This is a genomic window from Rhizobium sp. BK275 (assembly GCF_014193555.1).
Taxonomy (GTDB): domain Bacteria; phylum Pseudomonadota; class Alphaproteobacteria; order Rhizobiales; family Rhizobiaceae; genus Rhizobium.
Window position 1 is genome coordinate 77,317 of the sequence record NZ_JACHZL010000001.1, and the last position, 13,898, is coordinate 91,214.

The 13,898-nt window shown below is 58.6% G+C and carries 10 protein-coding genes; 8 read left to right on the forward strand and 2 right to left on the reverse strand.

Annotation, left to right across the window (positions count from 1 at the left end; translation table 11 throughout):
• Nucleotides 1-205 precede the first annotated feature (205 nt).
• From FHT82_RS00330 to FHT82_RS00355, 6 genes are read left to right on the forward strand one after another with little or no spacing between them, the layout of a single operon-like run.
• On the forward strand, nucleotides 206-1,204 hold the full coding sequence (locus tag FHT82_RS00330) for an NAD-dependent epimerase/dehydratase family protein (protein WP_183725219.1): 999 nt from the start codon (nucleotides 206-208) through the stop codon (nucleotides 1,202-1,204).
• 33 nt (nucleotides 1,205-1,237) lie between these two features.
• Nucleotides 1,238-2,416 (forward strand): glycosyltransferase, encoded by a 1,179-nt coding sequence (locus FHT82_RS00335; protein WP_183725221.1) that lies wholly within the window; start codon nucleotides 1,238-1,240, stop codon nucleotides 2,414-2,416.
• Nucleotides 2,410-5,421 (forward strand): glycosyltransferase, encoded by a 3,012-nt coding sequence (locus tag FHT82_RS00340; protein WP_183725224.1) that lies wholly within the window; start codon nucleotides 2,410-2,412, stop codon nucleotides 5,419-5,421. Before FHT82_RS00335 ends, FHT82_RS00340 begins: the two co-directional genes overlap by 7 nt.
• A gap of 6 nt (nucleotides 5,422-5,427) precedes the next feature.
• Nucleotides 5,428-6,513 (forward strand): glycosyltransferase family 2 protein, encoded by a 1,086-nt coding sequence (locus FHT82_RS00345; protein WP_183725226.1) that lies wholly within the window; start codon nucleotides 5,428-5,430, stop codon nucleotides 6,511-6,513.
• On the forward strand, nucleotides 6,510-8,252 hold the full coding sequence (locus tag FHT82_RS00350; protein ID WP_183725228.1) for an ABC transporter ATP-binding protein: 1,743 nt from the start codon (nucleotides 6,510-6,512) through the stop codon (nucleotides 8,250-8,252). Before FHT82_RS00345 ends, FHT82_RS00350 begins: the two co-directional genes overlap by 4 nt.
• A 10-nt stretch (nucleotides 8,253-8,262) precedes the next feature.
• Nucleotides 8,263-9,375: a glycosyltransferase family 2 protein gene (locus tag FHT82_RS00355; protein ID WP_183725230.1), complete on the forward strand. Its 1,113-nt coding sequence runs from the start codon at nucleotides 8,263-8,265 to the stop codon at nucleotides 9,373-9,375.
• 44 nt (nucleotides 9,376-9,419) lie between these two features.
• Here FHT82_RS00355 and FHT82_RS00360 read toward each other — a convergent pair whose 3' ends face one another.
• The gene (locus FHT82_RS00360) at nucleotides 9,420-10,334 is read right to left on the reverse strand and encodes a DMT family transporter (protein WP_183725232.1); all 915 of its coding nucleotides are present in this window, start codon (nucleotides 10,332-10,334) and stop codon (nucleotides 9,420-9,422) included.
• A gap of 297 nt (nucleotides 10,335-10,631) precedes the next feature.
• Between FHT82_RS00360 and FHT82_RS00365 the strand changes: the two genes are divergently transcribed.
• Nucleotides 10,632-11,834 carry an ROK family transcriptional regulator gene (locus FHT82_RS00365; RefSeq protein ID WP_183725234.1) on the forward strand — a complete coding sequence of 401 codons (1,203 nt, stop codon included), beginning with the start codon at nucleotides 10,632-10,634 and terminating at the stop codon, nucleotides 11,832-11,834.
• A gap of 21 nt (nucleotides 11,835-11,855) precedes the next feature.
• Here the strand turns inward: FHT82_RS00365 and FHT82_RS00370 are convergent, their stop codons facing one another.
• Nucleotides 11,856-12,770, reverse strand: a complete 915-nt coding sequence (locus FHT82_RS00370) for a DMT family transporter (protein ID WP_183725235.1) — start codon at nucleotides 12,768-12,770, stop codon at nucleotides 11,856-11,858.
• Nucleotides 12,771-13,047: 277 nt separating this feature from the next.
• On the opposite strand from FHT82_RS00370, the gene FHT82_RS00375 reads away from it, so the two are divergent.
• A complete protein-coding gene (locus tag FHT82_RS00375; RefSeq protein WP_183727187.1) occupies nucleotides 13,048-13,788 on the forward strand; it encodes an AraC family transcriptional regulator in 741 nt (246 codons plus the stop codon).
• The last annotated feature ends 110 nt before the right edge of the window (nucleotides 13,789-13,898 follow it).

A 13,898-nucleotide genomic window follows, 5' to 3' on the forward strand; every position in this document is an offset into this window, starting at 1 on the left:
CTCAAGCATCGTTGCGTTCGACGCAAAGGAGTCCGGAGCATCTTTTTCAACTCAGGCGCGGCTACGCAGATTAGTTGCAATTATCGATATTAGACCGAGATTTCAACACTAAATTCCAGAAAAGCGACCATATTATTGACCATTTTCTCAGATTGAAAGCATTCAAACATAAGAAAAGAGAAACGTATCATCTGCTGGAGAAGTCATGAAGAAAGTGCTTGTGGCGGGCGGAGCCGGTTTTCTCGGATCCCATTTGTGCGATAGGCTTTTAAATCGCACCGACATCGAAAAACTGGTCGTTGTTGATAACCTTTGGACTGGCCGTGAGGCGAATATTTCTCATATCCGAGATCCCCGCTTCCAGTTTGTGCGATCCGATGTTGAAAACCTTCAGACGTCGGACAAGTTTGACGAAGTATACCACCTTGCTTCTCCCGCATCGCCACCGTGGTATATGAAGGAACCCAAGAGAACCATTTCGGCAAATCTCATCGGAGCGTTCCGTCTTCTGGACCTTCTGAAAAAAGGAGGACGCTTCTGTTTCACCTCGTCCTCGGAGGTCTATGGCGATCCCCTCGTCTCACCGCAGCCGGAGTCCTATAAGGGCCAGGTCGATTGCACCGGGCCACGCTCATCCTACGATGAAAGCAAACGCTGCACCGAGTCCTTGCTGTTCGAGATGCAGCGCACACAAGGTCTGGACGTTAAAATCGTTCGACCCTTCAACGTATACGGACCGAGGACACGGCCGGACGACGGCCGCGCCGTCTCCAATTTCGTCGCCCAGGCCCTGACCGGCCGCCCCATTACGGTGTTCGGGGATGGCCTCCAATCCCGAAGCTGGGGCTATGTCGACGACATCATTGACGGCTTCGCGCGTTATTTCTGGATGAACGAGACGGATTATAGAGGGCCGCTTAACGTCGGGAACGATCGGGAGATCGCAGTCCTGGAAGTGGCTCAGTATATTTCGCGCCTGATGGGTGGTATTCCGATCGTCTTCGAGCCCTCACCGCCGCACGATCCGACAAACAGACGGCCGGATCTGACGAATGCAAATTATGTAATGCCCGAATGGTCGTGTGCGATCAGCTATGAGGAAGGCGTCGCAAAGACGCTCGACTGGTTCAGGCAGGACATGAAAATCACTGCGGCAGAGGTGGCCGAGGCGGGCTCCCGCCGGCTGGCCAAGGCAGGACGCTAAACAGTTCCCCGGCATCTGGTGCAGAGTGTAACAATGAGCGACGTCATCCCGCATGACATGAAAGACAATGTCTTTCCTGTGCCTATCCGATATCTGGATCTTTCATCGGATGACGTCGGTGCCAATGCCCCGGCCATTGACACCGGGCTTGTCGTCTTCGTCTCCGAAGGCCTTCCCGTCGGTCAGGCCTATATCGAGGGGTCAGAAAGCCCGGCCGCGCTGGCTGCGCACGCCGTGTTGCCAGAAACCGTTGAACACGCTCGGGATGTGATGCACACGCCGATCAGGAACCGCGACGTCAGCCTCCTGATCTGCACCAAGGATCGGCCGGACGAACTGGCCAGATGTCTGGCATCGATCCCCAAGCAGTCTCTGCCTCCGGCTGAGGTCATCGTCGTCGACAACGCCTCAACCGGTGATGGCACGCGCCGCGTCGTGGAGGCGGCCGGCGCGACCTATGTGCGCGAGAACAGGATCGGGCTGGACTATGCCCGCAATGCCGCCGTGCGCGCGGCAAAGACCGAGTTCGTGGCGTTCACGGATGACGACGTGGTCCTGCATGAACGCTGGCTGGAAAACCTGATGAAGGCCTTCGATCGGCCCGAAATCGGATGCGTCACCGGCCTTGTCCTTCCCGGCGAACTTTCCACGCCCGCGCAATTGATATTCGAAACCCATTGGGGATTTGGCAGAGGCTATAAGCGCCTGGATTTCGGCCAGGACTTCTATCGCCAAAGCGCACCATACGGGGCACCTGCCTGGTTGATCGGCGCGGGTGCAAGCCAGGCGTTCCGGCGCAAGGTATTCGACGATATAGGATTGTTCGACGTGCGGCTGGATATGGGTGCGGCAGGGTGTTCGGGCGATTCCGAATTCTGGAATCGCCTTCTCCATCACGGGGGTACCTGTCGCTACGAGCCGACGGCGGTTTCCTGGCATTTCCATCGCAAGGAGATGAAGGGGCTCGCCAAGCAGATCCGCCAATATATGAGCGGCCATGTGGCAGCCTTGCTGGTCCAGTACCAGAACACCGGAAACCGGGGCAATCTGCGGCGCATCCTGGTCGCGTTGCCGCGATATTATCTCCAGAGGTTGAAGAAACGGCTGCCCAACGGAGCGACCTCTGACACCTTCTTTCTCAAGGAGGAAATACTGGGGTGCCTGAACGGCGCCTGGTATGTCCTTCGCCGCTGGAAGATGCCGGCATGGTAACCGCATCGAAGCCGGACATATCGTTCCTCATCCCCGCCTATAACGCGGCAGAAACTCTGGCCGACTGTCTGGGCAGCCTGCAAAAACAGTCGGTGTCGAACTGGCAGGCGGTAGTCGTCGATGACGGTTCGAAAGACGATACCTGGAATGTGCTCGAAGGTTTTGCGAAAGCGGACAGTCGGATTCTGATCCATCGCCAGGCGAATGCCGGCGCATCCGCAGCGCGTAACACTGCCGCCGGGTTTGCGACTGCCCCTTTTTTCTGCATGCTTGATGCGGATGACTGGCTGGATCCTGTTTTTATCGAAAGCATGCTGCCGGTCGCTGCGGATGGCGCTCAGCCGGTGATTGCCTGCTGCAGCTATCGCCGCGTCACACCGGATGGCCGGATGCTGGGGATCGAAATACCCCCTGATCTCGCCGGCGACAGGGCAAAGCGGGAGTTCTCGTCGTTCTGTGCCCAGGCCATTCATACGGTGGTCTTTCCCAAGGATCTTTTCATCAAGCTGGGCGGCATGGATGTCGAGCTGCAGACCTGCGAGGATTGGGATCTCTGGCTTCGCATGGCGTTTGCAGGAGCAGCATTCCGACAGATCGACCAGTGCCTTGCATTCTATCGCATGAAGCCCGGCTCTCTCTCGGGCGATCCGCATAAAATGGTAAGGGACGCGGTCCGTGTTACCACCAGGGCGCAAGCCCTGGGCATGGAAGGGAAACAGCCGGCGGACGATGAGGATGCGCGGTGGACGGCGCCGGCTCTCGGGCAATTGCGGATGCTAGCATGGGCCGCTTCGGCCAACCTGTGTGTGGGGGCCGATCTAACCGCGCTGGCAGAGCTTCTTCCGGAATTTCCCAACGCCGCAGGTTATGAAGGCTTCCTCGCCGCGGTGATACTGCATGGATTGCAAACAGGTCTGGCAGTTGCGAATGCCGCCGATCTCGTCGATCTGCAGGAGCGTTGGAAACCAGCATTCCTCGACATTGTCCAATTGCTCGAGCAGCACTCGCTGCCCGGGACCGGGCGTCGGCTGAAGGAATTCATTGTCTGGTCGATCTCGGCGGCCGACATGTCGCGTTCCTTCGTGCTTGAGCATCTGCAGGTGGCTGTCGTCGATGCTGGCAAACTGATCCCTATTAGCAAGGTGGACGAGGCCGATACGCTGTTGCTGCAGGTCTTTTCCGGAGGGCGACATATCGGATCCTATGTCGGCCCCCTGTGGGGAGACCTCTCTGTTCGCGCTCAACTCAGGCTCATCATCGATGAACTGCGAGCTGGAAGGCGCTTGCCCACGCCTTTGACCTTTTCCTATGCCCGCTTCTGGGTAGCCGAAGCCATTCGCAACGCTAGGGTTTTGGGCAAAATCGCCCGTCAACGGCGGGGGCGACGGCGACAGCTTGGACAGCTTTCCTACGCGATACGTCGGAACGCGTTTATCAAGTCTGCGGCAAAGGGAGTTGGGGACAATGACGCGCGCCTGTTGGAGGTGCAATCGCGTTACGAGCGGCGGTTCACCGGACCGGCTGCTGAGGCGAGCGACGCCTCTCCCGAAACGGAAGGCAAGCAAACGGCTCTGCCGGAAGCCGCGACGAAAGAGGAATATTGGGAACGTGTTTTTGAGCGCCCGGATCCGTGGAATTACCTCTCTGTCTACGAACAGGTCAAATACGAGCAGACGCTGAGCCTTATTCCCGACGGTATAGAAAGAGCGCTCGAGCTCGCCTGCGCAGAAGGAATTTTCACGGCAAAGCTTGCACAGAAGGTCGGTTTCCTGACGGCCACGGATATTTCCCGCCGCGCCATTGAAAGGGCGTCCGAGAGATGTCGGGAGTGTCCGAACGCGGAGTTTCGCGTCCTGGATTTCGTCGGGAGCGAACTTCCGCCCGAGCAGGATCTGATCGTCTGTTCGGAGGTCCTGTACTATATGGACGACGAGAAAATCCTGGAGCAGGTATGCCGGAAGATCGCGACGGCCTTGAAACCGGGCGGTTGCCTTGTCACGGCGCATGCCCATATCCGTCGCGACGAACCCGGCAGAACCGGTTTCGACTGGAATAATCCGTTTGGCGTGGGCACGATCAAGAAGGTCCTGTCGAACCTGCCTGATCTTGTGCTGGAAGAAACGATCGAGACCGAGCTTTACGCGGTTCATCGGTTCGCAAAGCGCAAGTCGGCAACACCGGCCGTGCGTGTCGAACCCTACGGCGTCCCTCTCGATGCCGATGTGGCCAAGCACATCATCTGGGGGCCGGCCGGTGTCGATCGCGGGTCGGCATGGACGAACGAGGCTACGACTTCGGTTCCTGTGCTCATGTATCACAGAATTGCGCTCGACGGGCCGGACGCACTCCGTCGATTTCGGGTCGCGCCGGAGGTCTTTCGCAAGCAGATGCAGTTCCTCCGGCGGCAGGGCTATTATACGCTGACGGCCCAGAACCTGGCCGCGCTGCTGCGTGAGGGCAAACCCATCCAAGGACGTCCCGTCGTCCTGACCTTTGACGACGCCTATCTCGACTTTCTCACCGCCGCCTTCCCCATTCTGGCTGAGAACGGGTTCGGCGCAGACGTTTTCGTGGTAACGGACAAGGTCGGTGGCCGGTCGGATTGGGATGCCGCCTACGGGGAACCGGCCCCGCTGATGTCCTGGGCCGACATCAGGATCCTGCAGCGGCAGGGAATCTGCTTCGGATCCCATTTGGCGTCTCACAGGCCGGCAAGTTCGCTCGACAATGCTACATTGCTGGGCGAAGCGGCTCTGTCGCGCGATGCGCTTGAAAGCCGGCTGGGCGAGGCTGTGACGTCCATCGCCCTTCCCTTCGGCTCCACCGATTTCCGCGTTCCCGGCATTCTTGCTCACACCGGTTACGAGATCGGCTTTTCGACAAAGCCTTCAAGGGTGAGCTCTGCCGACCATGCACTTTCCCTGCCACGCCTTGAAGTTCGCGGCGACCTTCCCCTCGAGGCCTTTGCCGAGTTGATGGGCCAACCCGATGCGTTCATTGGATAGCAAGCGATGAGCGCCGATTTCCTCCCTTTGGTCACGGTCGTCATTCCGGCCTACAATGCCGAGAAAACACTTATTGGGACGCTTCTGAGCGTATCGAACCAGACCTATGAATGCCTCGAGATCCTCGTGGTGGACGATGGTTCACAGGACAGAACCTACGAACTGGCAAGCGAATATCGCCGCAAAGATCTGCGTGTCAAAGTCCTGCGACAGGAAAATGGCGGCGTGGCGCGTGCCCGCAATCACGGAATCCGCGAAGCGACCGGAAGCTACATCGCGCCGATCGATGCCGATGATCTCTGGCACCCCCGCAAGATCGAATTGCAGGTCCGGGCTTTAGGAAACTTACCGGAAGGACGAGGGGTCGCTTACAACTGGTATGCGGCAATCGACGCTGATGATGTGATTTTCAGCCACTCGCGGCCCGTGCTGTACAGAGGCGACGTCTTCGAAATCATGGCTCGGGAAAACTTTATCGGCAACGGCAGCACGCCGCTCATGCCTCGCGCGGATGTCCTGGCATGCGGCGGCTATGATCCGGCGTTGCGTGATCAAAAGGCCGAGGGATGCGAAGACCTGAAACTTTATCTCGCACTCGCCGAAAGGCTGCCTTTCGCCGCGGTTCCTGGTTTTCTGACCGGATACCGATTCACTCAGGGAAACATGTCGAGCAACGCCCACCGCATGCTGAGATCTCATACCCTGGTGATGGCAGAGGTCAAGAAACGTCACCCGCATCTTGCCGCCTCCGTCGCCGTTGCGGAATTCGACACGGCACGATGGTATTTCGACAAGGCGATTTCCAGTGGAGACCAAGATCAGATCAGGAAACTGGCACCGATGATCGCCAGACGGTTCCCTGTGAAATTCGCCGTCCATGGCGCTCGCCTCGTCTGGCGCGCAACCAAGAGTCGAGCGCGGCGACTGGCAAATCGACTGCCAAAGCATCCAACACCATTTGCCCCGCCGATGCTAGACGGAGCGATGAGGATCGCATTTCCTGAAAGCGGTACGTCATTCCATGATCGCGTTGAAGCGGCTGCCGCCGGTCGGGCCGGTCAGCCCATCAAGCCGCACGCTGGTGATGCATGACGACGATCCGAAAATCCGTTTCCGGCAAGCCAACAGGCGCCTTCAACCTGGTCATCGCGGCCCGTTTCCGAGAGCTTCTGCAACTCGTTCCAGGGCTTCGGATGAAGACCTCGGTGATGATCGTCGTCGGCATCCTGAGCGGTCTGATGGAAATGGTCGGGATCACCTTTCTTGTCAGCCTCATTTTTCTCCTCGGCCAGCAGGGTTCTGCTTCCGGCGCAGCTGTCGGCTGGCTTCCCGCATTTTTCGGTGAGTTCGATACCGCGATCTCGAAGCCGATGCTGGTCACCATCCTCATCTGCGCGATCGTCCTCAGGATCGTGCTGGGCTTTGCCAACTCCATCATTGCGAGCACTGTCAGCCATCAGATCAGCGATCGCATTCGGCGTCGTCTCTATTCAAAAATCCTGGCGATCCCGTTCCAGCGCTTTCAGCATTACGAGCGCAGCGACATCATGAATGTGATCGCCACTGAATCCTATGCCGTAGCTTCGGCTCATACGAGCCTCGTTCGTCTCGGGATCAGTCTCGGGACCATTGTCATCTTCGGCGCCGGAATGCTGGTGATGGCATGGCCGATCGCGTTGCTCGGACTTGTCTTCGGCGTTATCCATAACCTGACGCTCGGTCTTTTTGCCGATGCCTACCGGCGTATCGGCGAGACCGCCCTTTCGGCGGTGGAGGACCTGACGCAATTAACATGGACCACGCTTCAGGCCTTAAAGGCGGTGAAAAGCTTCGGCCTGGAAAACCGCCATGAGAGCATTTTCGATGCCCTTTCCAAAGATGTCGGGCAAGCCTGGTCCCGTTCCGACCGTTTGGGCGCGGCAACGTCGCTATTGAGCGAGGCGCTGACATTCGGCGTGATTCTGACGATCATCCTGTCTTCGCAGTTTCTCCCGGTGGATTTCCGCGCAGCCTTGTCGGCCACTGTCCTTCTCTACAGGCTTCAGCCGCATATCAAGGACTTCGACTCTCAGATCCTTGGCCTCCATGCCCTGGAGGCCTCCTTGCAGAACGTTCTCGCGATAATTTCCGAAGCGGATGATGCGCGACAAGCCTCCGACCGGGAAGAGCTGCGACATCTACAAGGCGAGATTGTTTTCCATGATGTTTCCTTCTCTTATGAAGGCAGCAGCCTTCCCGCTGTCAGCCATGTCAGCTTCTCTATCAGGACCGGCGAGACGACCGCGCTGACAGGGCTGAGCGGCTCCGGCAAGACAACCATCCTCAATATGCTTCTCGACCTCATCCAGCCGACGGAGGGTCGCATCACCCTCGACGGCAAGGATCTTTCGACCATCGAACGATCAAGCTGGTTGCGGCAACTTTCAGTCTCGGGCCAGGATGTCGAACTGATGGAGGGCACGGTCCTCGACAATATCCGCTTCCGTCGCGAGATCTCCGAGGAAGATGTCCGTTGGGCCGCCGATATGGCCTGCGCAACTGAGTTTATAGAGAAATTACCCTACGGCTTCGACGAATGGCTGGGCGATGAGGCAATAAGGCTTTCGGGCGGCCAGCGGCAGCGCATTGGCCTGGCGCGGGCGCTCGCCGGCCGGCCTGAGATACTGCTCCTGGACGAAGCGACAAATGCGCTCGACGAGGCGACGGAAGCGAGGGTGCTTTCCCTCCTGCTTAAGGAATATCAGGGCCGAACGCTGATTATCGTCAGCCACCGACCGTCCGTCGCCAGCCTGATGAAGCATCAAATCTGTCTCGTCCCGGCTTTGGCATAAGGAAGAAGCGATGGATCGAGGAGACGCTTTTCATTCCACCCTGCCGCTGGTTTCCGTGGTCATTCCGGCCTTCAATGCTTCGACGTATATCGAGCGCACGCTTCGATCCGCTGCGCGCCAGACCTATCCGGCCCTGGAGATCATCGTCGTCAATGACGGGTCCACCGATGACACGGCCAAACTGGTCGAGCAAATAGCGATGACGGATTCACGGATCCGCCTCCTGTCCACACCAAACCGCGGTGTAGCTGCCGCAAGGAATACCGGAATCGAGACATCGTCAGGTCAATTTGTGGCATTCCTTGACGCGGACGATCTCTGGCACCCGATGAAAATCGAGAAGCAGGTAAACGCTCTCAATCGCTTGTCCCCGCGATGGGCTGCGGTCTACGTGCTGCATTATGTCATCAATCATGACGACGAGATCATTCGCCCCGGCGGGTCCAATGTCGCTCGGGGATATATCTATGCCCGACATCTGACTTTCAAATATATAGGCAACGGAAGCGCGCTTCTTGTCCGACGGGACGTTGCACTCGAGATCGGTGGGTTTGATAGCTCCTACGCAGCAGCGGGTATCGGAGGCTGCGAAGATCTCGATTTCGAACTCAGGCTAGCCGCACGTTATTGCATCGAAGTCGTCCCCGAACGCCTGGTGGGATACAGAGAGTATCCGGGCAATATGTCATCCAATCACGTACGAATGGGCCAGGGTGCCTTGGAAGTTATCAAGCGCTCGCTGGCCGCAAATCCGCAGCTTCCGAGATACGCAGCCAGGAGCGCTGTCGCACTCACTCAAAAATATGCATTCCAGCAGTACAGAGAAGCCAAGAGCCTGCATCTGTCACTCGTGACTGCTTGGGCGATTTTTCAAAGGGATCCACGTTTCATACTTGAATTCGCATGGCAATCCAGCCGGCGCTTCATGAAGCGACTGCTGACACTCAAGACAAGGACAGCGCAGGGTGAAGATCCGCCGCAATCGAATAAATCGAGATTCGACGAGCAGATCACCCCTTCGCCTGTTGAATGCCCGGAGGGGACGGTGCGGTCGCAACGTCATCTGATGCGGCTCACTGTCATGGATGCCAGGCTGGGTTCAATTTGTGAAAGCGCCGAGTGAAAGGCTCCCCGGGGTACTGAAATCGCCACAAGACCACGTGACCTTTAATGCCCGTCGGGCGGCACGTCAGATTTGGACGTGACGTCCACCATGTTCTTGCGATGGAAGATGAAGAGGCCCGCGAGAACGATGATGACAGAGCCGACGAGAATCTGCTTGTCGGGCAGTTCGCCAAAGAAAATGTAGCCAAGGACGATTGCCCAGAGCAGGAGGCTATATTGGAGCGGCGCAAGCAGGGATGCCGGGGCGAGCTTCAGCGCGCGCGTGATCATCATATGCGCGCTACCCGCGACGATGCCGAGCGCCAGCATGGCGGCGAACTCGCGTGCCGACGCGGCACGCCAGTCGCCAATGCTCAGGATCAGACCTGTGACCAGCGCACCGACCGTCTGCCATGTGACGAGTGTGACATCGCTCGTCTGCCGCAGGCGGCGACCAAGGATCAGCGTCAGCGCGAAGGAAAGGCTGCCGATCACGCCGAAGATCGATGGCCAGGACAACATGGCCGTCGAAGGCCTCAGTGCAATCACGACACCGATGAAGCCGATGATGACGGCGAGCCAGCGACGCCAGCCGATCGTCTCGCCCAGGAAGAAATGCGAAAGAGCGGCGACATAGATGGGGCCGGCCATGTAAAAGGTCATCACATCGGCAAGCGGGAGATAGGCAACTGCGGCGTAGAAGAAGGCGACGTCACCCGTCGTCAGGATAACCCGCAGGATTTGCAGCGACACACGCTCGACCTGCAACAGCGAGCGAGGTCCTTGCCTGGCGATCATCGGAGCAAGGATGAGAAAGGAACCGAACGAGCGGATCACCAGGACCTGGCCGACCGCAAAGCTCGCCACCAGCCATTTGCCCATGGCGTCATTCAGCGAAAACAGGAAATCGCCAAGCAGCATCAGAAGTACACCGAAGAGCGCTGCGTTTCCCGCGGTCCGGCTGACGCGCAAATTCATGATTCGTCCCAATTGGTTAGGCTTCTTGTCTCCCATAGAACTTCATCCTGCCATCGTCGATTCCTGACTGAGGATTTTCATGACAGAACTCTAATCATTGAGAGGAATTCCGTGCTTGTTCGGCGTCGTCAATCGCATCGATGGCAGCGACACAGCCGTTAAAGTGATATGTGAAGAGCGACCAGAACAATCGGCATCAACAGTCGCCGCGATCACATTGAAAAGACTGAACACTTCTCCCCTTTCCTGCGTGATCGTCTTGTGGCAATGGTGAGGCTCAAACTCTGTAAAGACATCATGAAAGCGATTTCAGGCACCAATCTCGAGCAGGCCAAGTCACACAACAGGCGTGTCGTGATTGAGGCGATCCGCACCAACGGTCCGCTGTCGCGCGCCGCGATCGCCCGCATGACGGCGCTGACGGCGCAGACGGTCTCGAACATCGTCGAGGAATTGCAGCGCTCGCACCTGCTCGTGCCTGCGAAAGCGCAGAAGCTTGCCCGCGGCCAGCCGATCATTCCCTATTCCATCAATCCGCATGGGGCCTATTCCATTGGGCTCGAACTTGGCCGCCAGCGCGCCAGTGGCGTGCTGACCGATCTCTCGGGCGCCGTCTGCGCGCGCATCGAACGCCATGTCGAACATCCGCATCCCGAACAGGCGATGCCGGTGCTCGGTGCTATTGTCGAGGATCTGCAGCAGGCATTTTCCTTCGATCGCGACAGGCTGCTCGGTGTCGGCATGGCCCTGCCCGGCCGTTATGCAGACGGAGGTATCACGTCACTCAGCCCGCAGAGCCTACCCGGCTGGCAGAATTTCCCCGTCGGCTTTGAGCTCGAACGGCGCGTGAAGGTGCCGGTGCTTGTCGAGAATGACGCAACGGCTGCGGCCATCGGCGAGCGCCTGCACGGTGTTGCCCGCGGCTTCAGCAGCTTCGTCTATCTCTTCCTTGCGGGCGGCGGCGGGATCGGCGCCGGCATGTTCCTCGACGGGCATCTCTACAAGGGCAGCCGGCACAATGCCGGCGAGATCGGCCACATCATCGTCGAGCCGCATGGTCGGCTCTGCAGCTGCGGCAAGCGCGGGTGCCTCGATCGCTACGTGTCGCCGACTGTCGCCTATGAATTCATGGGCATTGCGAATGCGGAAGAGCTTTTGCCGGATCAACTCGACGCGCTGATCGCCAAAGGCGGCGAAGGCCTGGATGCCTGGCTGGATCAAGCGGTCCAGCCGCTGCGGCAGACCGTCGATTTTCTGGAACTGGCCTTCGATCCGCAGACCATCGTGCTTGGGGGCAGCATATCGACATCGCTGATGCAGCGGCTCGCCGAGCGGCTGGAACCGCTGCACATTCCGATCGACCCCAACCAGAAGCGGACGGTACTCCGCGTCATGATCGGCATGACCGGCAAGGATACAGCGATCCTCGGTGCCGCGGCCCTGCCGATATTTTCCGAGACCAATCCACGCTTCGACGTTCTGCAAAAGCCGCTTGGCTAGGGAGATTGTCGACGCCGGCCCTCATTCGCCTGCCGGCAGCCTCTCATCTGCCTGCAGCGGGCGACGGGCTAGAGGTCGCGCAAAGATGACGACGTTCCCGAGAAGCGTCAGTGCTAGGCCGATCAGGCCTAGACCGCTCCAGCGGTAGCCCTCGAAGACCGTCGACAACGACAGAGCGACGATCGGGAACAGGACGGTGGCATAGGCAGCGCGTGAGGAGCCGATGCGGGACACCAGCATGAGGTAGGTGGTGAAGCCGATCACCGATCCGATTGCCGCAAGGTAGAGCAGTGCGGCAAGATAGGTGATGTTGGGCGGCGCCACGATCGGCGTTTTCGTCACGGCAGTGAGGAAGAGGAGGATGATCGCGCCATAGGTCATGCCCCAGGCATTGGCGGTAAGCGGTGAGATTCCGGCAGCGCTGTTTCGACGCGATGCCATATTGCCCAGCGAGAAGAACAGCGTGCCAAGCGCCGCAAGCCCGATCCCTTTCAACGTACCCATATCGAAATCGACGACAACGTCCTGTCCGAAAAGGAGGAGAAGGCCGGTTGCTCCGAGCGCGGCTGCGAGAAGCGTGCGGCCTGTAATGCGGTCGCCGAAGAAGAGGCGCGCATTGACGGCATTGTAGATCGTTGCGAGCGAGAAGATCACGGAGATGAGCCCGGACGGGATAGAGGCGGCTGCGTTGTAGAAACAGATGAAATTGAGGCTGAATAGGCAGAGCGCTTGGGCAAGGATGAAAGGTTGATCGCGTAAGGCAGGGAGCTTGAGCCGCCGCATGACAGCCAGGATGGCGACGAGGATCACTGCTGCGGCCGCAAATCTGTAAAAGACCGAGACCAAGACCGGCACGGGACCGACCTGCATCGCAATGGCGATCCATGTCGTCCCCCATATAAGGACGGTCGCGATGAAGAGAGCGGCATTTGCCATGGAATGATCCTCGTTTTCCCGACCAATAGGCGAGTCGTGAGCAGGCCTCTTGCAGATTCTTGCTATGAAATCGATTTGCCCGGACTTCCTGCTCGCCATGCGGGTCGCCCAACGGTATCGTTCGCACGGCGTGGTCAGGTTTGGGGAAGAATTAGTGAAATATAGTCACCCGTCCGTTTTCGGGTTTTTGTCCGCATCTCCCACTGCGCGGATGTCACAGTCTACCGATTTGGGGTTCGGGCGATCAGCCGCCATCTGGAGCAATGCACACGACAGGATGAGCTATCAGCGGCCGAACGGTCATACGTTCAGTCTCTATCTCAGGGGCGGTGCCGGAACGCGTCGTCTGGATGGCAGCCCCGCAGCGCGTGGCCGTCCGGGAGTCCTGTGCATCATGCCACAGGAGCATTCCTCCGAATGGGAAATCACCGACTTCTCCCAATTCGTCCATCTGTACGTTCCCGACGATCAGATGCGCAGGATGTTTGCGGAGATGTTTGACCGCGATGCTCGGCTTATGGCTCTTCCCGAAGTGACCTTCGCAGATGCACCCGCCTTGGCGCGTACGCTTCTTCAGATGACGAAAGCGATGGTGGCGGGCAGTCATCTGCAGGCTGAAGAAGCGATGACACAGACGATCAACGATTTCTTCGTTGATCCCCGCTATGGCGGGATGCGTCCCTGCACGATCAGCGGCGGGCTCGCTCCTCATGTGCGGCGCCGGAGTCTGGAGTATATCGAGGCCCATCTCGATGAGGCAATCCGCTTGCAGGATCTGGCGGCGATCGGGCAGCTCAGCGCCTTTCATTTTCAGCGGATGTTCCGGGCAAGTTATGGTGTGTCCCCGCATGGCTGGGTGGCCCACCGGCGTGTCGAGCGCGCCAAATCGATGCTGTGCGGCATGGACCCGATAGCGCAGATCGCTTCAGCCTGCGGCTTTAGCAGCCAGAGCCACATGACACGAGCATTTAAGTTGGGCACAGGCGTCACACCCTCTGCCTACCGACAACGGCAGTGAAGCCCCTTCGCTCGAGAACCGTTTGCTCGCTCTGGGCGGCACGGGGCCGTCAGCCTTGAGGGCACCGCCCTTCTTCCAATAGATCAGGAATGCTTTCACGGGACGAACTT